Annotated in this window: 20 protein-coding genes and 1 tRNA gene; 11 read left to right on the top strand and 10 right to left on the bottom strand. The window is 69.9% G+C overall.

Annotated features, from left to right (window positions below; translation table 11 throughout):
- Positions 1-22 precede the first annotated feature (22 nt).
- A complete protein-coding gene (locus nbrcactino_RS07855) occupies positions 23-805 on the top strand; it encodes an oxygenase MpaB family protein (protein ID WP_228460735.1) in 783 nt (260 codons plus the stop codon).
- A gap of 143 nt (positions 806-948) precedes the next feature.
- Positions 949-2,274 carry an HNH endonuclease signature motif containing protein gene (locus nbrcactino_RS07850; RefSeq protein WP_161926845.1) on the top strand — a complete coding sequence of 442 codons (1,326 nt, stop codon included), beginning with the start codon at positions 949-951 and terminating at the stop codon, positions 2,272-2,274.
- A gap of 196 nt (positions 2,275-2,470) precedes the next feature.
- On the opposite strand, the gene nbrcactino_RS07845 is transcribed toward nbrcactino_RS07850, so the two are convergent.
- From nbrcactino_RS07845 to nbrcactino_RS07835, 3 genes are all read right to left on the bottom strand, one after another.
- Positions 2,471-2,938, bottom strand: coding sequence for a single-stranded DNA-binding protein (locus nbrcactino_RS07845; protein WP_161926844.1), 468 nt, complete (start codon positions 2,936-2,938; stop codon positions 2,471-2,473).
- 150 nt (positions 2,939-3,088) lie between these two features.
- Positions 3,089-5,077, bottom strand: coding sequence for a bifunctional copper resistance protein CopD/cytochrome c oxidase assembly protein (locus tag nbrcactino_RS07840; RefSeq protein WP_161927658.1), 1,989 nt, complete (start codon positions 5,075-5,077; stop codon positions 3,089-3,091).
- Between the two features lie 151 nt (positions 5,078-5,228).
- Positions 5,229-5,302 (bottom strand) — tRNA-Arg (locus tag nbrcactino_RS07835).
- Between the two features lie 122 nt (positions 5,303-5,424).
- On the opposite strand from nbrcactino_RS07835, the gene nbrcactino_RS07830 reads away from it, so the two are divergent.
- From nbrcactino_RS07830 to nbrcactino_RS07810, 5 genes are all read left to right on the top strand, one after another.
- Entirely contained in the window at positions 5,425-9,579 is a 4,155-nt protein-coding gene (locus tag nbrcactino_RS07830) for a bifunctional nitrate reductase/sulfite reductase flavoprotein subunit alpha (RefSeq protein ID WP_161926843.1), read from the top strand.
- A gap of 28 nt (positions 9,580-9,607) precedes the next feature.
- On the top strand, positions 9,608-11,314 hold the full coding sequence (locus nbrcactino_RS07825) for an NTP transferase domain-containing protein (protein ID WP_161926842.1): 1,707 nt from the start codon (positions 9,608-9,610) through the stop codon (positions 11,312-11,314).
- A 187-nt stretch (positions 11,315-11,501) separates the two neighbouring features.
- Positions 11,502-14,057, top strand: coding sequence for a nitrite reductase large subunit NirB (gene nirB, locus nbrcactino_RS07820; protein ID WP_161926841.1), 2,556 nt, complete (start codon positions 11,502-11,504; stop codon positions 14,055-14,057).
- Positions 14,054-14,476: a nitrite reductase small subunit NirD gene (gene nirD, locus nbrcactino_RS07815; RefSeq protein ID WP_161926840.1), complete on the top strand. Its 423-nt coding sequence runs from the start codon at positions 14,054-14,056 to the stop codon at positions 14,474-14,476. Before nirB ends, nirD begins: the two co-directional genes overlap by 4 nt.
- Positions 14,473-15,195, top strand: a complete 723-nt coding sequence (locus tag nbrcactino_RS07810) for a sirohydrochlorin chelatase (protein WP_161926839.1) — start codon at positions 14,473-14,475, stop codon at positions 15,193-15,195. The genes nirD and nbrcactino_RS07810 overlap by 4 nt, the downstream gene beginning before the upstream one ends.
- Here the strand turns inward: nbrcactino_RS07810 and nbrcactino_RS07805 are convergent.
- The 7 genes from nbrcactino_RS07805 to moaA all read right to left on the bottom strand — a co-directional run bounded on the left by nbrcactino_RS07805 (position 15,155) and on the right by moaA (position 21,418).
- Positions 15,155-15,832: a YoaK family protein gene (locus nbrcactino_RS07805; RefSeq protein WP_161926838.1), complete on the bottom strand. Its 678-nt coding sequence runs from the start codon at positions 15,830-15,832 to the stop codon at positions 15,155-15,157. The genes nbrcactino_RS07810 and nbrcactino_RS07805 overlap by 41 nt on opposite strands.
- A gap of 87 nt (positions 15,833-15,919) precedes the next feature.
- Positions 15,920-17,050, bottom strand: coding sequence for a uroporphyrinogen-III synthase (locus nbrcactino_RS07800; protein WP_161926837.1), 1,131 nt, complete (start codon positions 17,048-17,050; stop codon positions 15,920-15,922).
- Entirely contained in the window at positions 17,050-18,456 is a 1,407-nt protein-coding gene (locus nbrcactino_RS07795; RefSeq protein ID WP_161926836.1) for a nitrate/nitrite transporter, read from the bottom strand. The genes nbrcactino_RS07800 and nbrcactino_RS07795 overlap by 1 nt, the downstream gene beginning before the upstream one ends.
- A gap of 85 nt (positions 18,457-18,541) precedes the next feature.
- Positions 18,542-19,399, bottom strand: coding sequence for a molybdate ABC transporter permease subunit (gene modB / locus nbrcactino_RS07790; protein WP_228460733.1), 858 nt, complete (start codon positions 19,397-19,399; stop codon positions 18,542-18,544).
- 13 nt (positions 19,400-19,412) lie between these two features.
- Entirely contained in the window at positions 19,413-20,150 is a 738-nt protein-coding gene (modA, locus tag nbrcactino_RS07785; protein WP_228460732.1) for a molybdate ABC transporter substrate-binding protein, read from the bottom strand.
- Between the two features lies 1 nt (position 20,151).
- Entirely contained in the window at positions 20,152-20,403 is a 252-nt protein-coding gene (locus tag nbrcactino_RS07780) for a MoaD/ThiS family protein (protein ID WP_228460731.1), read from the bottom strand.
- On the bottom strand, positions 20,396-21,418 hold the full coding sequence (gene moaA, locus nbrcactino_RS07775; protein ID WP_161926833.1) for a GTP 3',8-cyclase MoaA: 1,023 nt from the start codon (positions 21,416-21,418) through the stop codon (positions 20,396-20,398). Before moaA ends, nbrcactino_RS07780 begins: the two co-directional genes overlap by 8 nt.
- 58 nt (positions 21,419-21,476) lie before the next feature.
- On the opposite strand from moaA, the gene nbrcactino_RS07770 reads away from it, so the two are divergent.
- The 4 genes from nbrcactino_RS07770 (at position 21,477) to nbrcactino_RS07755 (ending at position 24,647) form a co-directional block, all read left to right on the top strand.
- Entirely contained in the window at positions 21,477-22,661 is a 1,185-nt protein-coding gene (locus nbrcactino_RS07770) for a molybdopterin molybdotransferase MoeA (RefSeq protein ID WP_161926832.1), read from the top strand.
- Entirely contained in the window at positions 22,643-23,662 is a 1,020-nt protein-coding gene (gene moaCB, locus nbrcactino_RS07765) for a bifunctional molybdenum cofactor biosynthesis protein MoaC/MoaB (RefSeq protein ID WP_161926831.1), read from the top strand. Before nbrcactino_RS07770 ends, moaCB begins: the two co-directional genes overlap by 19 nt.
- Positions 23,655-24,086, top strand: a complete 432-nt coding sequence (locus nbrcactino_RS07760; RefSeq protein ID WP_161926830.1) for a molybdenum cofactor biosynthesis protein MoaE — start codon at positions 23,655-23,657, stop codon at positions 24,084-24,086. The genes moaCB and nbrcactino_RS07760 overlap by 8 nt, the downstream gene beginning before the upstream one ends.
- Positions 24,087-24,188: 102 nt before the next feature.
- Positions 24,189-24,647, top strand: coding sequence for a hypothetical protein (locus nbrcactino_RS07755; protein WP_161926829.1), 459 nt, complete (start codon positions 24,189-24,191; stop codon positions 24,645-24,647).
- Positions 24,648-24,656 lie beyond the last annotated feature (9 nt).

Here is a 24,656-nt window from a genome sequence, read left to right as displayed (position 1 = left end):
TTCTCATATTTACGATGGCGGCATGGCATCCTCGGCACTCGACCCGACCAGCCACCGTTCACGCCGACAGACACCGATGCCGCTGGTGTACCGATACCTCGGCGACAAACGTTTCGCCTACACACTCCCGCGGGCACTGTCACTGCAGATCCTGCACCCGGGCAACGCCGCCAGCCTCGTCGAGCACGTCCACGGCGGCCTGTGGGCACACAAGAGCCGCGCCGTGGGCCAGATGGTCTACATCGCCTACAGCAACCGCGACCTGCGCTCAGTGATGCGCACGGCACACTCGCACGTCAAAGGCGTCGACAGCGCCGGCGTCCGCTACCACTCGCTCAACCCCGAGTTGTTCTTCTATCAGCACGCGACCTACCTGGACGCGCTGTACACGTCGATCGACCTGTTCCACGGCGGCATCGGCAACGCGGAGAAGGAACAGCTCTACCGGGAGTGCAAGCTCTGGTACGCCAAATACGACATCTCCGACCGTGCGCAGCCCGACACCTACCGCGAGTTCGTCGACTACTCCGAGGACTTCGTGTCCACAAAGCTGCGCATGAGCCCGGAGGCCGGCCAGCTGCTCGAGGAGACGCTCAACCCGCCGACCTGGTACCCGCGCCGCGTTCCGCCGGCCGCAATCCGGGCCATGCTGCACCCGCGTGCCGCCGAACTCCTGGGCATCAAGCCGTCCACCGGCGATCGAATCGCGCTCAAGACCTTCGTCAAACGCACCAACGTGCGCCTGGCCCTGACCCCACACCCGTACGAGATGATGGCGTCGGCCCGGCACAATCCCAACGACTGACGGTCCCCATCGCCCCAGCTCAAGCCATAACAATCTCCCTTGTCAGACCTCTGGCATACGCTAGAATGTAGATAGAAGGTCATCAGCACATAGTTTCTAACCGAGTCCGCACAATATGATGCGAACCCGGGCATGGGGGTCACATGAACCACGACGAACTCGCCACATTCGTCACCGACCTGGCCGATGATTTGGCGCCAACCGCCGTCGAATCCGGGACCGGCGTGGGTGCGTTGTTGGCCACGGCGGAAGCTATCGCCGACGACAAGGCCGTGTTGGGGGTGATGGTCACCGCGGTCCGGATGGGCAACATCGCCTCCTATCTCTTGGCTGCCGCGACGGCGCGGGCGGAGAAGGTCGGTATCCCAGTGCGGCACCGGTTGAAGAACGGCCGTGACCTCTTGCGGGAACTACCGTTGGCGCCCGCCACCATCAACCGGGTCGCCCGGCTGGCCCAGCATCTGAATGATCTGCCGAACGTGGTGCGCGAGGTCCGCGACGGCGACCTGGGCATCGACCATGCGGATGCGGTGATCCGCGGTCTCGACCACATCGCCACCCGCATGGGGGCTGACGGATTTGCCGAGGTGCGGAACAAGACTGCGACGACATTGTTGGCGCATGCCCGGATCGATCAACCCGCCCAAGTGATGGAGAAAGCCCGCGAACTCGGCCACGAGTTGGCGCCCCTGGATCCACCCAGCACCCCGCCCGCGGACAATCCGTCGTTGAACCAGGCCACCGTGTCGCGCACCGATGAGGGACGGGTGACCCTCGAAGCGGACCTCGACCAGTTGTCCGGGGAGAAACTCCACACCGCGTTAGATGCACTCGCGAAGCCGATCCCAGCGCCTGATGGCTCCCCGGATCCGCGTCCAAGGGCGCAACGCACCGCCGATGCCCTGGTCAGCGTGATCACCGCCTATCTGGCGTCCCGAAACCGTCCGACCGTCGGCGGGATCGTCCCGCACATCACCATGACCGTGCCCTTGCCTGTCCTGGTCGGTAGCGGTGGTGAAGGAGATTCGCGAGTCACGCGGTTGGGATTCACCGGCTCGGTCTCCGCCGAGACGGCACGTGAAATCGCCTGCGGCTGCACCGAAGTGACCGCCCTACTCACTGCGGACTCGGTGCCGTTAGATGCCAAACGTACCCAACGGTTCGTCACCGGCGCTCTGCGCAAAGCACTCGAAGCCCGCGACGGTGGCTGCCAATTCCCCGGATGCGGCAGACCACCAGCCTGGTGCGAAGGGCATCACATCAAACATTGGGCTGATGGGGGCGAGACGAACCTCAAGAACACGGTGCTGCTCTGCCCGCTGCATCACCACACCTACATCCACGGCAAAGGCTGGAACATCCAGATCGGCTTCGACGGCCATCCCTGGTTCCAACCACCCGAAGGAGGTGAACCGATCCGCTGCCACAACCGACGCACCCTCACCCTCGCCAACCACGCCGCCGCCTAGCACCACCGTTCACCTGAGCTTTCCACCCAGCGATTTCAACCCAGCGCAGCACCTTCGGTCTCGAACAATCACGGGGCCACACACGTACCTTGAGAACTTCATAGCGAAAGCGGCCCGGTCGGGGCCGGTCCACGACACCCACGCACACGCCGGGCGTATGAACGGCCCCGACCAGACTGCACCGGGTGACCCAGCCTCAGGCCGGCGCGAGTTCGGGCTCGGGACTCCCGTTGCTTTCCGGATCCGGGTCGGACTCGATCTGCGGCGCGTCGGGATCGACGACCTCGACGATCGGCGCGGGTCCCGCGGGATACCCGCACACCTTGACGATGGACCGACTCAAGTCGATGCCGACGGCGGTGGCATTCATCTCCAGGCTGGCCCGGTACTCGCCGTCGCCGGTCGTGTACTCCGAGGTGTGAACGGTGCCCGAGGCGATGATCGCGCGGCCCTTCTCCACCGACGCGGCGACACCGGCGGCCAGTTTGCGCCAGCACGAGACCGTCAGGAACAGGGTCTTGTCGTTGATCCACTCATTGGTCACCGGATCACGACGGCGAGAATTGCTCGCCATGCGGAAGGACACCACCTCCCCCGCCGACGTGTTCCTCGTAACCGGATCGGTGATGACATTGCCGATGACGGTGATCGACGTTTCGAACATGGTGGCCTCCCCCAAGGCGAGATTGATCGGACCTACCCAGGGTCGTGCCGGGAACGCGGCTCCACAAGACCCGGCGCAGCGGTCTGGGGATAACTCAGCCCTTGTGGATGACCCCCGCCACCAAGGTGCGACGGACGCGCGACCGAGGATCTAGCGCTTGCCCTCGTTGAGGGCGGAGAGCATCTCGTTGTAATCGCGCAATTCGGCGTCGTGGTCCCGCTCAGCGTTGCGGTCATAGCGCCGCGCCTCTTTCGCATCCTCCCGGCGCCATTGCACCAGCAACGCGATCATCACCAAGACCAACGGGATTTCGCCTGCGGCCCAGGCGATTCCACCGCCGACGCGCTGGTCGGAGTACAGGTCGGAATTCCACGGCAGCAGCAGCCCGCGGTAGTAGTCCTCGGCGATCACCGCCGACGTCATCATCAGGGCGACGCCGAAGAACGCGTGCAGCGGCAGCGTGCCCCAGACGATGCCCAGTTTGCCCAGCGGCTTAAGCCGGTAGGGGGCGTGGTCGATACCGATCACGGTCCAGTAGAAGAGATAGCCCGAGAGCAGGAAGTGGAAATTCATCAGCAGGTGCGCGCTGTGGTGGGGCACCACCACGTCGAACAATCCACCGAGATAGAGAACGTAGAAGCTGCCGACGAACATGACCACCGCCACCGCCGGATGGCCCAGAACCCTGGCGACGGGACTGTTGACCGCATATTGCACCCATTCGCGGGGGCCGGGCGGGTTGTCGCGCCCGGCCACCGGCAATGCCCGCAAGGCGAGCGTGACCGGCCCACCGAGGACGAGGAGGACCGGCACGAGCATCGACAACATCATGTGGTTGACCATGTGCACGGAGAACATGGCCGGCGCATAGCGGCCCAGCCCCGACGACGTCGCGACGAGGAGCGCCAGGCATCCGAGGACCCAGGAAACGGTCCGGCCGACCGGCCAGGCGTCACCACGCCGGTTCAGGCGCCACACCCCCCGCAGGTACACCGCGCACAGCACGATCGCCGCGGTGCCGAAGATCAGGTCGAAGCGCCAGTCGAAGGCCAACCGGGCCGGTGTCGGCGGTCCGTCGAGCAGGTAGCCGAGCTTCTCCTCCATCGGCAGGATGTCGGTCCGCACCCGTCCCGGCGGCGGCGGCGTGCGCGAGAGCGCCACCGCGATGCCGTAGGTGATGGCGAACACCAGCAACTCGACGAGCCCGAAACGGACGAACAGCGACCGCGACGCGTCGGGGTTCGCATCGAGTTCGGCGATGGTCCGCCGACGGTGCAGTCCGCCGAGCACGCCGAGCACCACCAGCGCCACCACTTTGGCCACGATGATCCACCCATAGGTGGAGGTGAACAGGTCGGCGGCGCTGACACGGATCGCCGCATTGATCACCCCGGATACCCCGACGACGAGGATCAGCCAGAACGCGACCCGGGAGAACCGGCGGACCGCCAGTCCCCGCCAGCGCCCGGCGGCAAGTGCATAGGTGACGACGGCGAACAGGCCGCCGAGCCAGAGGACTGCCGCCACGATGTGCAAGATGAGGCTGTTGGCCCCGAGGTCGTGGTTGCCGCCGTCCGCGGAATGTCCGGCGAGGGCCAACGGGATAAGCGACGCCACCCCGAACCCCAACGCGCCGAAGGAATAGCCCCAGTGCATGCCGACGCGGCCGAAGACCATCGCGATGAGCGCGAAGACCGCCGTCACGGTCCAGGTGCGCGCGTCGGCGACCGTCGAATAGGCGGTGAAGAAGTCCCCCGACGACACCAGCGACCACACGGACTTGCCGACCAAGTTCGATACCGACAAGGCGATCATCGCCACCGAGCAGACGACCCAAGCGGCGTAGAACCGGCCCGCCCAACGCATCGCGCGGTAGCCCCCGATGTCGAACACCCCGTCGCGCTGCGGGGGGACGAAGAACGCCGCGAACAGGGCCGACCCGACGGCCAACGCCACCACGACATAGCCGATGGCGGTGACCGCGGGAACCCCGTAGGTGGTGATGTCCCCCGGGTCGCGCAGACCGAGCAGGGCCCGCGCGGTCGGCGCCGACGGCAGGAACACCGCGACGGCCACCCCGCCTGCAACCGCGGCGAGAGTGGCGCCAAGGGCTCGTACTGCCGGGCTCCGGTCGTCCATCTCGTCGTGGTCGGTCACATCCAACAGCCTAGTCAGTGCCAGAGGCGGCAACTCGCGTGGTGCACCTGCGTCGGAATATCAGTGCGCCCGCGTGAATCTCTTTCAAACACAGTGGGCGTACCCCGGCCGGAGGCCGGCAAGGATGTAACAGTGCCCCCGGCAGGAATCGAACCCGCGACCAGATCATTAGAAGTGAACTGCTCTATCCAACTGAGCTACGGAGGCGCATGATGACTGTATCGGACCAGCAACCTCACATTCCAGATTGTTACCTTGTGAGGATCAATTGACGCTGGCGTTACGCGGGGCCGACCATCGCGAAACGGGTCAACTCGACGATGGGGCGCATGGAGAGCCCCACCCTGCCGACAACCGTGGACACCGTCTGCGGTTATTGCGGCGTGGGCTGCGGCCTGACCCTCACCGCCAAAGACGGGGCGGTGCGCTCGATCGGCAGCGCCAAGGGCACCCCGAACCACCCGGCCAACCGGGGCCGGTTGTGCACCAAGGGCAACACCACCGCAGACATGCTCAACGCCCCCGGGCGGCTGACCACCGCGCTGCGCCGGAGCTCGCGCGATGACGAGCAGGTCGTCGTCGACGTGGATGCGGCGATCAGCGAGGTCGCCCGGCGATTCACCGAGATCCGCGCCCGCCACGGCGACGACGCGGTGGCCTTTTACGTCTCGGGGCAGATGTCCCTCGAGGCCCAATACCTCTCCAACAAACTGTGCAAGGGCTACTTCCGCACCAACCTGATCGAGTCGAACTCCCGGTTGTGCATGGCCAGCGCCGGCACCGGATACAAGCAGTCGCTCGGTGCCGACGGCCCGCCGGGGAGCTACGACGACCTCGATCACGCCGACGTCTTCCTGGTGATCGGCGCCAACATGGCCGACTGCCATCCGATCCTGTTCCTGCGGATGATGGACCGGGTCAAAGAAGGCGCCAAGCTCATCGTCGTCGATCCGCGCCGGACGAACACCGCGGCCAAAGCCGACTTGTACCTGCCGGTGAAACCGGGCACCGACATGGCGCTGCTGAACGGACTGCTGCGGTTGATCGTCGACGCCGGGCAGGTCGATGAGTCGTTCATCGCCGAGTTCACCGAGGGCTGGGAGGACCTCGACCCGTTGCTCGCCGAGTACCCGGCCGATCGGGTCTCGACCATCACCGGCGTCGCCGAGGCCGACCTGCGCCAGGCTGCCGAGTGGATCGGGGGCACGCAGAACTGGGTCAGCCTGTGGACGATGGGCCTCAACCAGTCGATCCACGGAACCTGGCACACCAACGCCTTGTGCAACCTCCACCTGGCCACGGGGGCGATCTGCCGGACCGGCAGCGGCCCCTTCTCCCTCACCGGTCAGCCCAACGCCATGGGCGGCCGCGAAATGGGCTACATGGGACCGGGGTTGCCGGGCCAGCGCACCGTGTTGGACCCCGCTCATCGCGCCGAGGTCGAGGCTCGCTGGGGCGTGCCGGAAGGCACCCTGCACACCAATGTCGGCGGCGGAACCGTCGATCTCTTCGAGTCGCTGTCCGACGGGCGGATCAAGGCGGTGTGGGTGATCTGCACCAACCCGGTCGCCTCCATGGCCAACCGCGCCAAGGTCATCGAGGGCCTGACCAACGCCGAATTCGTCGTCGTCCAGGACGCCTTCGCCGGGGTCGAGACCGCCGCCTACGCCGACGTCGTGCTGCCCGCCGCGCTGTGGTCGGAGTCGGAGGGCGTGATGATCAACTCCGAGCGCAACCTGACCCTCACCGCCCCGCTGATGACCGCGCCCGGCGAGGCCCTGCCGGACTGGAAACTCATCTGCCGCATCGCCGAGGAGATGGGTTTCACCGACGGATTCGACTTCCCCGACGCCGCCGCCGTCTTCGACGAGATCGCCGGGTTCCACAATCCCCGGACCGGATGGGACCTGCGGGGGGTCGACTACGCGCGGCTGCGCGGCGGACCGGTGCAATGGCCGGCCGCCCCGGGCGCGCCCGACCGCAACCCGATCCGCTACCTCAACGACGGCGTGAGCCAGGAACTGTTCGTCGACGAGAACGGCGCCACCCCGCGCCTGGCCTTCGCCACCCCGTCGCGCCGGGCCAAGTTCTTCGCCCGCCCCTACCTCCCGCCGGCCGAACTCCCCGACGACGACTTCCCGCTCACGCTGACCACCGGGCGCCTGGCGCACCAGTGGCACACCATGACCAAGACCCGCAAAGTCGCCAAGCTGATGAAGCTCAACCCGTCGACGTTCGTCGAGATCAACCCCGCCGACGCCGAGCCCCTCGGTATCGCCGACGGCGACCGCGTGGAGATCCGCTCGCGCCGCGGCGTCGCTTTCGCACCCGCGGTGGTGACCGATCGCATCACCGTCGGCACCTGCTTCGTCCCGATGCACTTCGCCGACACCGCCGGCGCCGACCTCGCGATCAACGCCGTGACCAACGACGCCGTCGACCCGGACTCGCTGCAACCCGAGTTCAAGGCCTGCGCCGTCGTCCTCACCCCGGCCCCGCTCCCGGCGGAACCGGCCGACACCCCCCACTCCCCAGGAGGTTCCGTGTCCGATACCGCCAGTCTTCTCGAAGCGGCATTTGGCCCGTTGGCCAGCTCGGAACCGGTCACCCTGTCCGATCCGGAGCGGGCCTACCTCACCGGAATGCTCGCCGGACTCCGCAGCAGCCCGCCCGACGGGCACGTGCCGACCGTCCCGGCCCACGCACCGCTGTCGGACACGTCTCGCGCATGGATCGACGGCGTCCTGGCCGGGGTGTTCTCGCGGATCCCGCTGGCCACCACCGGCACGCCGATCGCCCCGGGATCGCCCGTCGCCGGCGGCGCCCCCGAAAGCACCCAACGCACGGTTCGGGTGGTGTGGGCGTCCCAAACCGGAACCGTCGAGGAGTACATCCCGACACTGACCGCCGCGCTGGGTGCCGCCGGATTCGTCGTCGACGAGGCGAGTGCGGACCGCGTGTCGGTCGACTCGCTGTCCGGCGACGTGCTGTTCGTCGTCGCGTCGACCGGCGACGGTGACGCACCGGATTCCGGTGTGGCGCTGTGGGATTCGCTGGCGAAGGTGGAGAGGGACGACGAGCTGTCGGAGCTGCGCTTCTCCGTCCTCGGCTTCGGCGACTCCTCCTATGCCGACTTCTGCGGCTTCGCGCGCAAACTCGACGCCCGCCTGCACGACCTCGGCGGGACCCGGATCGCCGACCGCGCCTCGTGTGAGCCCGACTACGAGGTGCATGCCGCGCCCTGGCAGGAGACCGTGCTCGCCGCTCTCGCCGCCGGTGATGCCGCCGACGAAACCCCCGAGGCGACCGGTGAGACGGCCGGCGGGACAACCGAGGCACCCGCCCCCGACCAGCCGGTGGCCACTCCGCCGGCCGTGTCCTACTCGCGCAAGAACCCGCTCACCACGACGCTGATCGGGAACACCCGCCTCACCGCGGCCGAGTCCGACAAGGACGTCCGGCGGTTCGCCTTCGCGATCCCGGAGGGCACGCTGACCTACAGCGCCGGCGACGCCCTCGGCGTGTGGCCGACCAACCGGCCCGCCGTCGTCGAGGAGTGGCTGGCCCGCACCGGTCTGGACGCCGATACGCCGGTGACGGTCGGCGGCGCACAGCGGCCGCTCGTCGAGGCGCTCACCGAGCACTTCGACATCACCCGGATCACCCCGGACCTGCTGCGCCTCCTCCACACCCACCACCCCGACGAGGGGTTCGCCGACCTGGCCGGCCACCCCGCCGATCTGCGGTCGTGGTCGTGGGGGCGCCAAGCCGTCGACCTGCTGGCCACCCACCCGGTGAACGCCCCGCTGGCCGAGTGGCTGGGTGTGCTCAAGCCGTTGGCACCGCGCCTGTACTCCATCTCGTCGACGCCGCGCTCGGATCCCGGCCGGGTCGAGATCACCGTCTCGGCCGTGCGGTTCGGCGGCGAAACCCTCCGCCACGGCGTGTGCTCGACCTTCCTCGCCGACGCCGAGGAAGGCACCTCGGTGCGGATCTTCATCGCGCCGAACAAGAAGTTCGGCCCGCCCAGCGACGGGGACGCCCCGATGATCATGGTCGGTCCCGGCACCGGGATCGCCCCGTTCCGCGGGTTCCTGCACGACCGGGCGCACGTCGGCGCGCAGGGGCAGAACTGGCTGTTCTTCGGCGACCGACACGAATCCACCGACTTCCTCTACCGGGAGGAGCTCGTCGAATTGAGCTCCGCGGGGATTCTGACGAAGCTCGACCTGGCGTTCTCCCGCGACCAGGAGGAGAAGGTCTACGTCCAGGACCGGATGCGGGCCAACGCCGAAGAGTTGTGGGACTGGATCCGCCGCGGTGCCCACCTCTATGTCTGCGGCGACGCCGACCAGATGGCGCGCGACGTCGACGACGCGCTGCGCCAGATCGTCGCCGAGCAGGGCCGCATGTCGCCGCACATGGCCGATTCCTATGTCTCCGCGTTGGCCGCCGAGCACCGCTACGTCCGAGACGTCTACTAACCCGGCCGCGGGTGAGTACGGTGGCAGGGTGGATCGGCCGACGGTGTCTTCGCGCTTCGACGCGGTCATCCTGGCCGGTGGCCGGGCCAGGCGCCTGGCGGGTGCGGACAAGCCCGCTTCCCTGGTCGGGGGGCGCCGCTTGATCGACATCGCCCTGGCGGCGGTCGCCGATGCCGGAACCGTCGTGGTCGTCGGGCCGGACCGCGACCTGCCCGATCACGTGCGTCAAGTCCGCGAGGACCCCCCGTTCGCCGGACCCGCGGCTGCGGTGGCCGCCGGATTCGCCGCCCTCGGCGACCTACCCGACGACCGCGCGGTCGCCGTTCTCGCCGCCGACCTCCCCTTCCTGCGGGCCGCGCACATCGAGGCACTGGCCGACCATCGCGACCAGGAGCGCGCCCCGGTCGCCCTGGCCCTCGACGAGGAGGACCAGCCCCAATACCTCGTCGGGGTGTGGCGCGCCGGGTCGTTGCGCGCGGCGCTGACCGGCGCCGACGCGTCGATGCGGTCGCTCATCCCGGCCGAGGCCGCCGCGCTGGCCCTGGTCGGCCTCGCCGACGTCGACACCCCCGACGACCTCGCCGACGCGAGGCGCCAGGCCGATCCGGTCGCGGCGATCACCGCGGCCGCCGCCGCGCTGGACCCGCTGGCGCCCGCCGACCGTGCCCCTGACGCCGACGTCCTCGGCGCCGTCCTGGCCGAGCCGTTGCGGGCGGTCGCACCGTTCCCCGCCTTCGACACCTCGGCCATGGACGGCTACGCCGTGCGGGGGCCGGCGCCGTGGCGCCTCGTCGGTTCCGCGGTGCGCGCCGGACACGACGCCCCGGCCCTGACCGAGCCGGGCTCTGCCCTGCCCATCGCCACCGGCGCCGTCCTGCCGCCCGGGGCCGAGCGCGTCATACGGTACGAGGAAGTCGTGGTCGTCGGCGACAACACCCTGACCAGTGAGGTCGTGGGACGCGACGACACCCGCCGGCGCGGGGATTCGTGGGCGGCCGGCGACGACCTGCTCCCCGCCGGGACGGTGGTGGATGCCGCCGCGGCCGGCACCGCGCGGGCCGCCGGCGTCCCGCTGATCCGCGTGCGCGGGCCGCTGCGCGCCGTCCTGCACACCTCCGGCGACGAGGTGGGCGCCGACACCGGTTCGGGGATCGCCGATACCGCCTCGCTGCCGGTGACCGCCGCACTGCACGGCTTCGGCGTACGCGTCACCCCCGGCCCGCACCTGCCCGACTCAGCGGCGGCGATGCGGGCCGCCCTGGGCCCCGACCGCACACCCGGCGACGTCGTGATCATCATCGGTGCGACCGGGCGCGGGGCCGCCGACCATCTGCGGACCGCCCTGAGCGCAGCCGGCGGACGGATCTTGCTCGACGGGGTGCCGGTGCGTCCCGGCGGTTCACTGCTGCTCGCCGCGCTGCCCGACGGCGGGGCCGTGGTGGGCCTGGGCGGCAATCCGGTGGCGGCCCTCACCGGCGCCGCACTGTGCGTACCGCCGGTGCGCGACGCCCTCGTGGCCGCCGCCCCCGTCGCGCCGGAGCACCTCCGGGTGACCGGCGCCACGGCACTGGCCCACCCCCGGCTGTGGCGCGCCGTCCCGATCGACCCCGACGGTGTCGGCGGATGGGTCGGCCGAGCGGTGGATTCCACCGCTGAGCTGCGGTCACTCGCCGGATCCCGGGGGCTGGCCCTGCTGCCGCCGACCGGCGTCGGACTCGCCCGACGACTGATCTGACCGCAACCTCACAGCACCCCTGTTGGGGCGGTGAGAGATTGCGAACGTGTGCGAAACACGAGCGCCATTTTTGTCATAGCTGCGCAACAGTCACGGCAACACGTGCGCAACACCGCGTTCTTACCTTGGATTTCAGCAACGCCGCGGGCCTCACCGCCCCGGCGATGACACAGCCAAGGAGGAACACATGGCATCCGCCGCCCAGCCCCAGACCGTCGTCGTCATCGGCCACGGAATGGTCGGTCACCGGTTCGTCGAAGCACTGCGCACCCGCGACCAGGACAACAGCTGGCGAGTCGTCGTCCTCGGCGAGGAATCCGACGCGGCCTACGACCGGGTGGGTCTCAGCTCCTACGTCGGCGAGTGGGACCGCAGTGCGCTGGCATTGACCGGCAACGACTACCCCGGCGACGACTTCGTCGATCTGCGCCTGGGCGCGCCGGTCGCGGGTATCGACCGCGATGCGAAGACCGTATCCCTGGCCGACGGCCAGGAGATCGCCTATGACGCGCTGGTACTGGCCACCGGCTCCTACGCCTTCGTTCCGCCGGTTCCCGGCCACGAGGCCGCCGGCTGCCACGTCTACCGCACCCTCGACGACCTCGATGCCATCCGCGCCGACGCGGAGACCGCCCTGGCCGCCGACGCCGGCGCCGTCGGCATCGTCGTCGGCGGCGGCCTGCTCGGCTTGGAGGCGGCCAACGCGCTGCGTCAGCTCGGGCTGCGCCCCCACGTCGTCGAGTACAACCCGCGACTCATGCCGCAGCAGGTCGACGACGCCGGCGGCGAACACCTCGCCCGCATGGTGGGCGAGCTCGGAATCGACGTGTCGCTGGGGGTCGGCACGTCGAACATCGAGGCCGTCGACGGCGGTGGCCTGCGGGTCACGCTCGGTGAGGACACCGTCGTCGACGCGGCCCTGCTCGTCTTCGCCGCCGGCGTCCGCCCGCGCGACGAACTGGGCCGCTCCGCCGGACTCGATCTCGCCGAGCGCGGCGGAATCCTGACCGACCTCGCCGGTGTCACCTCGGACCCGGCCATCTACGCGATCGGCGAGGTCGCCGCGGTCGAAGGCCGCTGCTACGGCCTGGTCGGGCCGGGTTACGCCACCGCCGAGGTCGTCGCCGACCGGCTGCTCGGCGGCGACGCCGAGTTCCCCGGCGCAGACATGTCCACCAAGCTCAAGCTGCTCGGCGTCGACGTTGCCAGCTTCGGCGATGCGCACGGCACCACCGAGGGCGCGCTCAGCGTCGTCGTCAGCGACCCGATCAAGGGGACCTACGCCAAGCTCGTCCTCTCCGACGACGCGAAGACGCTGCTCGGCGGCGTGCTGGTCGGTGACGCCAGCTCGTACGGACTACTCCGCCCGCTGGTGGGCCAGACCGTGCCCGGCGACCCGGTCAGCCTGATCTCGCCGGCCTCCGACGGCGCGCCGGCCCTGGGTGTCGGCGCCCTCGGCGACGACGCGCAGATCTGCTCGTGCAACGACGTCAGCAAGGGCACGCTGTGCGCCGCCATCGAGAACGGCGCCTGCACGGTCGCCGACCTGAAGAAGTGCACCGGCGCCGGCACCGCCTGCGGCTCCTGCGTCCCGCTGCTGTCGCAGGTTCTCGACGCGGCCGGCGTCGAGGTCAGCAAGGCGCTGTGCGAGCACTTCGAGGCGTCGCGCTCCGAACTCTTCGAGCTGGTCCAGGCCAGCGGGATCCGGACCTTCTCCGGACTCATCGAGCGGTTCGGCACCGGCACCGGTTGCGATATCTGCAAGCCGACCGTCGCCTCGATCCTGGCGTCGACGAGCTCGGACCACATCCTCGACGGCGAGCAGGCATCGCTGCAGGACAGCAACGACCACTTCCTGGCCAACATCCAGCGCAACGGCACCTACTCGGTGGTCCCCCGCGTACCCGGCGGCGACATCACCCCCGAGCACCTCATCCTGATCGGCGAGATCGCCCGCGACTACGGGTTGTACACCAAGATCACCGGCGGCCAGCGCATCGACATGTTCGGCGCCACCGTCGACCAACTGCCCGAGATCTGGCGGCGCCTGGTCGACGGCGGGATGGAGTCGGGTCAGGCCTACGGCAAGTCGCTGCGCACCGTGAAGAGCTGTGTCGGGTCGGACTGGTGCCGCTACGGCCAGCAGGACTCGGTCCAGCTGGCGATCGACCTGGAGTTGCGCTACCGCGGTCTGCGCAGCCCGCACAAGATCAAGATGGGTGTCTCCGGCTGCGCCCGCGAATGCGCCGAGGCCCGCGGCAAGGACGTGGGCGTCATCGCCACCGACGGCGGCTGGAACCTCTACGTCAGCGGCAACGGCGGCATGACGCCGCGCCACGCGCAACTGCTGGCCGGCGACCTCGACACCGAGACGTTGATCCGCTACATCGACCGCTACCTCATGTACTACATCCGCACGGCCGAGCGGTTGGAGCGCACCGCCGCATGGATGGAGCGCATCCCCGGCGGACTCGACCACATCCGCGACGTCGTCGTCGACGACAGCCTCGGGTTGGCGGCCGACTTCGAGGCCGCGATGAGCCGCCACGTCGGCGGATACGAGTGCGAGTGGAAGGGCGTCCTCGACGACCCGGACAAGCTCTCGCGCTTCGTGTCGTTCGTCAACGCCCCGGACACCCCGGACCCGACCGTGTCCTTCACCGAGAACCACGGCCGCAAGGTCCCGGTCCTCCTCGGAACCCCAGCCATGCCCTCGACGACCCCGGAACGGAGCGCACAGTGAGCCTCAACTTCGATCTGCACCGCTGGACCCGCGATTGGACCGCGGCCTGCCCCCTGGCCCGGCTCGAGCCGTTGCGCGGGGTGGCCGTGCTGCTGCCCGACAACGCCCAGGTCGCCCTGTTCCGGCTGGCCGATGACAGCATCCGCGCCATCGGGAACATCGACCCGATCGGGCGGGCGGCGGTGATGTCGCGCGGCATCGTCGGCGACCGCAACGGTTTCCCGACCGTGCAGTCCCCGTTGAAGAAGCAGGCCTTCAGTCTCATCGACGGCCGCTGCCTCGACGCCGAGGGCGTCCGGATCCCGGTGTACGCCACCCGAATCGGCCTGGACGGCACGGTCTTCGTCGCCAACTCGCCCGAGGTGCGCTTCGGCTACCGACCCGACGGCTTCATCCGAACGCTGTCGAGCGCATCATGACCACGCTGCTGGTCGCCCACGGCACGCGCAACCCGCACGGCGTGGCGATGATCGGCGACCTCGCCGCAGCCATGTCCGAGCACCTGCGCGACGACGTGCGGGTCGGGTTCGTCGACGTCCTCGGCCCCGATCCGGCCGAGGCCCTCGACTCGATCGGCGAATCCGGTCCGGTGACCGTGGTCCCGGCCTTCCTCGCCAGCGGCTACCACGTCCGCGCCGACCTGCCAGCCTACCTGCGACAGGCACAGCGGACGACGTTGTTGGCGCCCGCCCTGGGTCCCGATTCCGCGCTCGCCGATGCGATGGTCGACCGACTGCTCGACGCCGGGTGGATGCCGGGCGAGCCGGTCGTTCTTGCCGCCGCCGGCTCCCGCGACCCGCGGGCCCAGGCCGACGTCGCCGCGATGGGACGCCTGCTGGCCAAGCGCGTCGGCGCACCGGTGCGCATCGGTTTCGTGATGCCGGCCGCCGATGGCTCCGGCTATCCGCCGGTCGCCGAGGTGGTTGCCGGGCTGCGCGCCCAGACCCGTCCCGGGACGCGGATCGCGGTGGCGACGTACCTGCTCGCCGACGGGCTGTTCGCCCGCCGCATGCACGAGGTCGGCGCCGACGTCGTCGGCGATCCGCTCGGTCTGCACCCGTCGGTGGTGGCGTTGGCCTGCGACCGTGCCGCCAGTGCTACTGCTGCCGTCGAGCTCGCACGCCCGCTAGCTCGTTAGCCTCGGCGCGGCGCACGAGCCAGGTGACGGCGGTGGCACCGGCCAACACCACCAGCGCCGGCCACAGCGCGGCAATCCCGACGAGGCCGTAGACCCAACCGCCGAGCAGTGCACCGCCGGCGAGCGAGGCCCACAGGATCAAGTGGATGAACCACAACCACCGGGGTCCGCCGAACAACGCGTCGGCCAGCCGCTGCCCGGCTTTCACCACCGCCCCGGTCATGTAGGTCAGGCCGACCGACACTTCCCCCTCCCGCAGGAAGGTCGCGTTCATCGTCCCCATCGCCACGACGACGATCAACACCGCCGGTACCGGGAACCAGCCCGCATGCGAGGCCGCCAGCGCCGCACCGACGAGCAGCGTGGTCACGACGAGCACGCTGGTCCGGCCGTCCCGGAATCGTGCCACCACTGCACCCAGGAACGAGCCGACGAAGAACAGACCGATCAGGCCGATCGCCTTGCCCGCCCCGATCAGGTTGGCATTGGTGGCCTCCGCCGACATCCGCGTGGTGTTCCCGCTCATGAAGGACACGAAGTATCCACCGAGGTCCAAGAAACCCACGGCGTCGAGGTACCCGGCGGTGCTCGACAGCACTCCGGCGAGCACCCGCTCGCGCGGTCGGATGGAAAGCATGCTGCCGATCCTATTGCCCGGGCGTGGCGAGAACAGTGCTGGACCTGCGGTGGTCCACCGCGTCCGTGCTAGGCCACCGCGTCCGCGCTAGTCCAGCGCCAGGCGGTAACCCCGTTTGACGACGGTGGCGATGATGTCGCGGACGCCGAGTGCCGAGCGCAACCGCCCGATCGCCACCTCGACGGCGTGCAAGTCCCCGCCGGCCGCCGGCAGCAGCGCCAACAGGTCGGTCCGCGCCACCACCTCCCCCGGATTCGCGGCCAGCGCGTGCATCAGGGCCAATCCCGACGGGGACACGTCGCACAGTTCGCCGTCGACGACGACGGCGTTGGCGCGGACCCCCACCTCGTGCCCGGCCACCGACAGCGTCGGCCGCCGTCCGGGCAGGTCGTCCCCGATCAACCGGGCCAACGCACCGAGCCGCATCCGCTCCGGGGCGACGACCGGGACATCCAGGTCGACGAGCGGCCGCGCGGTCACCGGACCGACGCAATACGCGATCACCGGACCGCGCAGCGCGGCGAGCAACTGATCGGTGATCCCCCGCTCCTTGGCCCGGGCCAGCATCGCCGCCACGGCCGGCGCTGACGTGAAGGCCACCGCGTCGACGCGGGCGGCCGCGATGTCGGCGACCAGCGAATCAAATCGGGCCAGGTCGGCCGGCGCCGTCCACCGGTACACCGGTACACCGATCACCGTCGCCCCGCGGCGGCGGAGCTCGGCCAGGAATCCGGGATTGGGATCCCAGTCGTCGGTGGCCCCGTGCAACTGGATCACGACCCGTTGACCGGACAGATCCTCGGGCAGATGCTCCAGCAGTTCGGCGGTCGACTCGGATTCGGGCGACCATTCCTCGCGCAATCCGGCCGCCCGCAGCGCACCGGTGGCCTTGGGGCCGCGCGACAACACCCGCGCCCCCGCCAGCCGGTCCATGAGCGCCGACGCGACACCCCACTCCTCGGCGGCTTCGACCCACCCGCGGAATCCGATCCCGGTGGTGGCGATCAGGATGTCGGGAGTAGCGGCCAGGACGTCGTCGGTCGCCGCGCGCAGCGACTGGTCGTCGGCGAGGGGGACGATGGCCATCGCCGGGGCGCCGACTGTCCGCGCACCCCGCCGCTGCAGGAGCACGGCGAACTCGTCGACGCGGCGGGCCGCGGTGAGGGCAACCGTGAACCCGCTCAGCCCGGTGTTCGAGGTGGTCGCCTCCGCAATCATTACCCCAGTCTCTCAGACACCGGTGCCGACGTGTCGACCTGCGGCGCCTGCGCGGCGTCGTGCGGCACGCGGACGTAGACCGCCCAGGTGATCACCGCGGCGACGACGTAGAAGACGCCGAAGACGATGAACGCCGAGGTCGCCGACCCGGAGGTCAGGTACGACTGCCGCAGCACCAGGTTGATGCCCACGCCGCCCAAACCGCCGACGGCACCGGCGATGCCGATCACAGCGCCGGTGAGGGCGCGCGAGTAGTCGGCGCGGTCGGCCGGGTTGTCGAAGCCCTTCGACTGCGCCGCGGCGTCGAACACCGACGGGATCATCTTGTAGACCGAGCCGTTGCCCGCCCCGGACAGGATGAACAGGACGATGAACCCGGCGATGCACACGGCCAGCGATCCGCTGCCGACGATCAGCAGGGTCGCCGCGGCCATCATGCCGAGGAACACCCACAGGGTCACCCGGCTGCCGCCGATCCGGTCGGCCAGCTTGCCGCCGTAGACGCGGCTGATCGAGCCGAGCAGCGGACCGATGAAGGCGATCTGCGCGGCCTGCAGGGCCGCATCGGCCGGGGTGGCGCCGCCGTCGCGGAAGTGCCCGACGAGTACCTGCCCGAAGGCGAAGGAGTAGCCGATGAACGAGCCGAAGGTGCCGATGTAGAGCGCGGCGATGATCCACGTGTTGCGGTTGGCGACCGCGCGCTTCATCGCGGTCAGGTCGACCCCGGGAATGGTCAGGTTGTCCATCTGCAACGCGGCGCCGATACCGGCGATGGTCAGCAAGACGAGGTAGACCGCACACACCCAGTACGGGGCGGCGTCGCCGATCCAGGCCACCGCCAGCAGGCCGATGAGCTGCACCGCGGGGACGCCGAGGTTTCCGCCGCCGGCGTTGAGGCCCAGTGCCCATCCCTTGAGTCGCTGCGGGTAAAAGGCGTTGATGTTGGTCATCGAGGAGGCGAAGTTACCGCCGCCGAGACCGGTGAGCGCGGCACAGGCCAGGTAAACCCACAGCGGCATACCGGGATTGGCCAGGATCCAGATGGTGGCGCTGACCGGGATCAACAGGACGAACGCGGAGAAGATGGTCCAGTTCCGCCCGCCGAAGCGGGTGGTGGCCATCGTGTACGGGAACCGCAACAGCGCTCCGACCAGCGTCGCGGTCGCGCCGATGAGGAACTTGTCACCGGTCGACAAGCCGTACACGTCGGTCGGCATGAACAGCACCATCACCGACCACAGCGACCACACCGAGAACCCGACGTGTTCGGCCGCCACCGACCAGATCAGATTCCGTCGGGCGATCCTGGATCCACCGCCCTCCCATTGGGCGGTGTCCTCGGGATCCCACTCCCGCAGTATCCGGTCGTCGGCTTCTTGTCGTAGCGCACTCACATTGCCTCCCATGGCTGTCTGGTGTGCATGACGCTAAGGACGCCGTATTGCGAACTACGGCACCGGCGGTCACGCAGACGTAACCAGAACCTCACACCTAATCAGAAGGCGGTGTGCGCTCATCGGAGGAGTGCGGCCACAGTCCGGGGAGCCAGCTGCGCCGCAATCCGACGAGGACTGTGACCGATACCAATACCAGCCCCACCGACATGGCGACCGCAGCCCGGTCGTCGCGGATAAGTGCCAGGTAGATGGCCAATGGCAGCGTCTGGGTGACCCCCTCGACGTTGCCCGCGAATGTCACGGTCGCACCGAATTCGCCCAGGCATCGGGCGAAGCAGAGCAGCGCCCCGGCACCGATCCCGGTGCGGACCATGGGCAATGTCACATGCCAGAACGTCGCCCACCGACCCGCGCCGAGGGTGTAGGCGACCTCTTCGGTGTCGGTGTCGCGACTGCGCAACGCCGACTCCACGCTGATGACCAGGAACGGCATCGCGACGACCAGCTGGGCCAGCACGACCCCGGCGAACGTGTAGGTGGGCGTCCACCCGAACCACGAGTCCAGCAGGGAACCGATCGGGGCCCGTCGTCCGAAGGCCGCCAACAGCCCGGCGCCGACAACGACGGGCGGCAGCACCATCGGCACGAGCACCGCCAGGCGCACCGCGGTGCGCACCCGGTCCGAGGAGATGCCACCGGCCAGCAGCGCCGCCAGCGGTACCCCCAGCACCATCGCGATCAGGGTGGCGATCACCGCGGAGGCGAGGGACAGCCGCAGCGCCGACAGCGCCGACGGTGCGGTGAGCAATCCCCACATCTGCCCCCAGGGTGCCGTCGCCATCAGGGCGATCAACGGGGTCAACAGGATCGCGAGCCCCGCTATCCCGACAACGGTGACGGCCGGGGCGGGCCGCTGGTTACTCCGGGGACCCGCCGCGCGGCCCCACCTCACGGTTGAACGAGCCTCACGGTTGCCCGAACCCGGCCTCCCGGAAGACACGCTGGCCGGTCGGTCCGGCCAGCAGGTCAACGAATCCCTTGCCTGCATCGGTCAGGGCCGACGCCGGATAGTGGTTCACCGGTGCATCCGGGATGGCAATCGTCTCCACCCGGTCCCCCGCGGACGCGGCATCGGTGGCGTAGACCAGAGCGGCGTCGGCTTCACCGCTGGTCACCGACGCAAGCGCGGCACGCACATCGGTCGCGCGGCTGATCGGCTTGAGGGTACCGCCGATCGCGGCGATCGCCTCCTCCGCCGCCGCGCCGCAGGGCACCTCGCGGGCACACACCACCGCCCGGTTGCCGGCCACGGTGAAGAACCGGACGTCGGTCACCTTCCCCGGGTTCCCCTTCGGCACGACGATGACCAGCCGGTTGGTGGCCACCACCCGGGGATCATGGGCGACCCCCGCAGCCACGGCGTTGTCCATGGTCGACTGGTTGGCGGTCACCAGCACGTCACCCTTGGCGCCTGACTTCAGCTTCTGCACCAGTGCCGACGACGCCCCGGTGTCGACCTGGACCTTGGCGCCGGGATGCTCCGCGGTGTAGGCGGCCACCATCGGCTTGAGCACGTCGACGAGCGACGCGGCGGCCAAGATCCGGATCGACTCCTCCGACGACTTGTCGTCAGAACAGCCGGTGAGCGGTGCGGCGACCACGAATGCGGCGACCGCCACGGCGGACAGCTTCTTCAGCAACACTTCATCCTCCTGCGAATGGGGGTAACAGGTCCACGATCGAGTCGATCGACGCCGCGTCGTCGTTGACGAGATCGTCTCCGGTCAAGACCAGCGACAGGCGCGCCAACTCTCCCACGTCGCGCCCGTGTCGTTCTAGCACCGCGGCCCGCAATCCGCCGACGGTGAGGTCGGCGACGGCGAGTTCCTCGCGGCGGCATCCGGTGCGGTCGGCGAGCGCCGCGAAGTAGGTCACCGTGACGGTTCGCTCAGCCACCGATCGCCCCCATCGTCCGCTGCGGCGCGGAGACCTCCGCCACATCGGCGTGCCCGGCCCCCTTGCGCCGGGTGACGGCACGCCACGCGTCGGCGAGTTCGGTGTCGGTGCCGCCCGAGCGGAGCACGGCGGCCAGGTCGATCTCGTCGTCGGAGAAGAGGCAGGGACGGACCCGGCCCTGCGCGGTGATCCGGGTGCGGTCGCAGGTACCGCAGAAAGACCTGGTCATCGACGCGATGATGCCGACGCGGTACGGCCCGCCGTCGACCTCCCACAGCGCCGCAGGGGCACTCGGATCGTCGCGGCCGACCGGCGTCAGCGCCATCGTGGCGCCCAGCTCGTCGAGGAGATCGGCCGCGGTGACCATCGTCTCGGCCGACCACGCCCGGTCGGCATCGAGCGGCATCGCCTCGATGAAGCGCAGGAACACGCCCCGGTCCCGGCACCACGCGAGCAACTCGGCGGCCCGCGACAGCGTCTCCGGCAGCAGGACGGCGTTGATCTTCACCGGGGCGAGTCCGGCTGCCACCGCCGCATCGACCCCGGCAATCACGTCGTCGAGCCGGTCGCGGCGGGTGACCGCAGCGAACAGTTCCCGGTCCACGGTGTCCAGCGAGATGTTGACCCGCGACAGGCCGGCGTGGGCCAGCCCCGCGGCGCGGCGGGCGAGGCCAATCGCATTGGTGGTCAGCGCTATTGGAAGGTCGCGGTGGCGGGACCGGATACCGGCGACGATGAGCTCGAGGTCGCCGCGCACGAGCGGTTCCCCACCGGTGAGGCGGACCTCCTCGACCCCGAGGGTCCCCACCGCGACATCGACGAGCCGGATCACTTCGGCGGTGGAGAGCAACTCCTCACGCGGCAGGAGCGGCAACCCCTCCGCGGGCATGCAGTAGTGGCAGCGCAGGGTGCACGCCTGTGACAGTGATATCCGCAGGTCACGCGCCCGCCGACCGAAACCGTCGACGAGCAGCGGCGACGGCACGGGAATCTTCGGTGCGGTCACGACTGTCACGCTACGCCGGGTTTGTTACGTCCACATTCCGATCGACCGGTCCGCCTAAGCTGATGGCATGCCCCGCCGCCCCGTCGCCGATCATCGGCGTGCCGTCGCCGATCATCTGTCCGCCGTCCGCACCGTCGGGCGGGTTCGACTGGCCGACGCGCTGGGCCTGCTCCTGGCCGAGCCCGTCGAATCGGCCGTCGCCCTGCCCCCGTTCGACAACTCGGCGATGGACGGCTTCGCAGTCCGCACCGCCGAGGTCGCGCCGGGCACCGCCCTGCCGGTCTCCGCGCGCATCCCGGCCGGCACCGCCGCGGCACCGCTGAAACCCGGTACCGCAGCGGCGATCATGACCGGCGCCCCGCTGCCCGAGGGGGCCGACGCGGTGATCCCCGTCGAAGAATCGGCCGAGTCGGCGTCGGGGGTCGTCTTCACGGCGACGCCCCGGCTCGGCGCGTTCATCCGGCACCGCGGCTCCGACACCGAGCCCGGCCGGCGACTGGTCGACGCCGGCACCCGACTGGCGCCGCACCACCTCGGCGCCCTCGCGGCGGCCGGGATCGGCGAGGTCGCCGTCGTCACCGGACCGCGCATCGCCGTCCTGTCCACCGGATCTGAACTCGTGCCGGCGGGAGAACCGTTGGCGCCGGGGCAGATCTACGAATCCAACTCGACCCTGCTCGCCGCGCTGGTGCGCGCCAACGGCGGTGACGTCGTCCGCGTCGACACCACCGACGACGACGGCGGTTTCGAGGGCGCCCTCGACACCGCCTGCGCTGAAGCCGATCTCGTCCTCACCACCGGCGGGGTCTCGGCGGGGGAACACGAACCGGTCCGAGAACTGTTGTCGGGCACCGACTCTTCGTGGTTCGGCGCCGTCGCGATGCAGCCCGGCGGACCGCAGGGGCTCGCGCAGCACGGCGGTACCCCCGTCGTCTGCCTGCCGGGCAACCCGGTCAGCGTGCTGGTCTCCTTCGAAGTGTTCCTGCGGCCCGTCCTGCGCGCACTCGTCGGAGCCGACCCGCTCGCCCCGATGACCGGCCGGGTTGACCGGCCGGTGTCCTCGGTGGCGGGCAAGACGCAATTCCTGCGGGGGCTGCGCACCGACGACGCCGGCACCGTCCGCATCCTCGGGGGCCCGAGCAGTCACCTGATCGCCACGGCGGGGCGCGCGGACGTCCTCGTCGAAGTCGATACCGCGATCACCGAACTCACCCCGGACCTGGAGGTACCGCTATGGCCGCTGACGACGTAACCCCCCGGCTCACCCACCTCGATGCGGCGGGTGCCGCACACATGGTGGACGTCTCGGAGAAGGCGGTCACCCGGCGCGAGGCTCGTGCGCGCGGGGTCTTCCGCACCACCCCCGAGGTCATCGCCCTGATCGGCTCGGGCGGCCACCGCAAGGGCGACGTCCTGGCCGTCGCCCGGATTGCGGCGATCATGGGGGCCAAGCGGACCGCCGAACTGATCCCGCTGTGCCACCCACTGCCGTTGGACTCCGTCGACGTGGAGTTCGCGCCCGGCACCGATGCCGTCACCGTCACCGCGACCGCGGTGACCACCGGGAAGACCGGCGTCGAGATGGAGGCGCTGACCGCCGTCACCGTCGCCGGGCTGACGCTGCACGACATGGTCAAGGCCGTCGATCCCGCGGCGACGATGACCGACGTCGCGCTGCAGCGCAAGACGGGTGGCCGCAGCGGCGACTGGACCCGCGACGGCGAACCGCATGACTCCGCCGAACCCGCGGCACCGGCGGCCGGCATCGTCGACATCCATCCGGGCCGACGGGCGCGGATCATCGTGTCCTCCACCCGGATCGCCGCCGGCGAACGCACCGACGCCACCGGACCGATCCTGCGAGAGTGGTTGTCGCAGCACGGATTCGACGTGGCCGAGCCGGTCATCGTCGCCGACGCCGACATCACCGCCGCGGTGACCGCCGCCCTCGCCGACCGGCCGTCACTGCTCATCACGACCGGGGGCACCGGACCGACGTCGGACGACCACACCCCCGAGGCCACCGCACCACACCTGACGACGACGCTCCCGGGAATCGCCGAGGCACTGCGGGAGACGGGCCGGTCGTCGACGCCGTACTCCTCCCTCAGCCGCGGCCTCGCGGGTTTCGCCGGACGCACCCTGGTGGTCAACCTGCCCGGGTCGCGGGGCGGTGTGCGCGACGGGATCAAGGTCCTCGACCCGCTGATCGTCCACCTGTTCCACCTGGCCGGCGGCGGCGGGCATGACTAGTCCCCAGTCAGGGGTCCCCCTGGCCGCCATCGTCGACGCGGCGGTGGACCCGCGGGACTGCGAGTCCGCCGTGCGCACCGACGCCGACGGCGCCCTGGTCACCTTCACCGGAACGGTGCGCGACCACCACGACGATCGGCCGGTGACCGCGCTTCGCTACGAGGCGCATCCGCGCGCCGCGGAGTTCCTCGACCGGGTCTGCGCGCGTTACCGGTCGGGCGAGATCCGCGTGGCCGCCCAGCACCGGGTCGGCGACCTGGCGATCGGCGAGATCGCCGTCGTCGTCGCGGTGGCCGCACCGCACCGCGCCGAGGCCTTCTCGGTGTGCGCCGCGGTCATCGACGAGATCAAGGCCACGGTCCCGATCTGGAAGTTCGAGACCTACGCCGACGGCCGTTCCGAGTGGCAGACGCCGACCTGCTGATCGTCGGGGACGGCGGGGGCCAAGGGACTTTGGTCCGGGTGCTGCCGCCGGTCCGGGGCCACTAGGTTTGGAAGTACGACGAGATGTAGGAGGTAGGTGCGCATGAGCACGTTCGGGGCGGGTCTGGCCGTTGCGGCGGTACTGATCTGGTTGGGCATGGTGGTGGCGATCTCGTTCATCGAGGCCCCGCTGAAGTTCACCGCTCCCGGCGTCACCCTCGCCATCGGCCTCGGAATCGGCCGCAAGGTGTTCCGCGCACTCAACTCCGTCGAGGGGCTCCTCGGCGTCGTCGCGGTCATCGCGGTCATCCTCATGGCCCGCGCCGACGAGACCTATTCCGCGGCGATCTGGATCGGCGTCGTCGTCGCCATCGCCTGCCTCGCCGTCCAGGTGATCGGTGTCCGCCCGGCGTTGACGCGGCGGTCCAACGAGGTCCTCGCCGGCGACGGCACGAAGGCCGAGGACAAGCGGAGCACCGCGCACTACTACTACGTCGCCTTCGAGCTGATCAAGGTGATCGCCCTGATCACCGCCGCGACCGCCCTGCTCCTCCACGAATAACGCCGACTG

The organism is Gordonia crocea, assembly GCF_009932435.1.
Lineage (GTDB): Bacteria > Actinomycetota > Actinomycetes > Mycobacteriales > Mycobacteriaceae > Gordonia > Gordonia crocea.
The sequence above is the reverse complement of the archived record's forward strand: the minus strand, read 5'-3'. Positions and strand labels throughout refer to the sequence as shown.

Excerpts from the sequence above, each read along its gene's own strand:
- nirB (WP_161926841.1), top strand. The coding sequence starts at position 11,502 with ATGGCATCCGCCGCCCAGCCCCAGACCGTCGTCGTCATCGGCCACGGA.
- nbrcactino_RS07850 (WP_161926845.1), top strand. The coding sequence starts at position 949 with ATGAACCACGACGAACTCGCCACATTCGTCACCGACCTGGCCGATGAT.
- moaCB (WP_161926831.1), top strand. The coding sequence starts at position 22,643 with ATGGCCGCTGACGACGTAACCCCCCGGCTCACCCACCTCGATGCGGCG.
- nbrcactino_RS07800 (WP_161926837.1), bottom strand. The coding sequence starts at position 17,050 with ATGATTGCGGAGGCGACCACCTCGAACACCGGGCTGAGCGGGTTCACG.
- nbrcactino_RS07810 (WP_161926839.1), top strand. The coding sequence starts at position 14,473 with ATGACCACGCTGCTGGTCGCCCACGGCACGCGCAACCCGCACGGCGTG.
- nbrcactino_RS07805 (WP_161926838.1), bottom strand. The coding sequence starts at position 15,832 with ATGCTTTCCATCCGACCGCGCGAGCGGGTGCTCGCCGGAGTGCTGTCG.
- nbrcactino_RS07830 (WP_161926843.1), top strand. The coding sequence starts at position 5,425 with ATGGAGAGCCCCACCCTGCCGACAACCGTGGACACCGTCTGCGGTTAT.
- nbrcactino_RS07855 (WP_228460735.1), top strand. The coding sequence starts at position 23 with ATGGCATCCTCGGCACTCGACCCGACCAGCCACCGTTCACGCCGACAG.
- nbrcactino_RS07840 (WP_161927658.1), bottom strand. The coding sequence starts at position 5,077 with ATGGACGACCGGAGCCCGGCAGTACGAGCCCTTGGCGCCACTCTCGCC.
- nbrcactino_RS07755 (WP_161926829.1), top strand. The coding sequence starts at position 24,189 with ATGAGCACGTTCGGGGCGGGTCTGGCCGTTGCGGCGGTACTGATCTGG.
- nbrcactino_RS07795 (WP_161926836.1), bottom strand. The coding sequence starts at position 18,456 with ATGGGAGGCAATGTGAGTGCGCTACGACAAGAAGCCGACGACCGGATA.
- nbrcactino_RS07845 (WP_161926844.1), bottom strand. The coding sequence starts at position 2,938 with ATGTTCGAAACGTCGATCACCGTCATCGGCAATGTCATCACCGATCCG.
- nbrcactino_RS07760 (WP_161926830.1), top strand. The coding sequence starts at position 23,655 with ATGACTAGTCCCCAGTCAGGGGTCCCCCTGGCCGCCATCGTCGACGCG.
- nbrcactino_RS07770 (WP_161926832.1), top strand. The coding sequence starts at position 21,477 with ATGCCCCGCCGCCCCGTCGCCGATCATCGGCGTGCCGTCGCCGATCAT.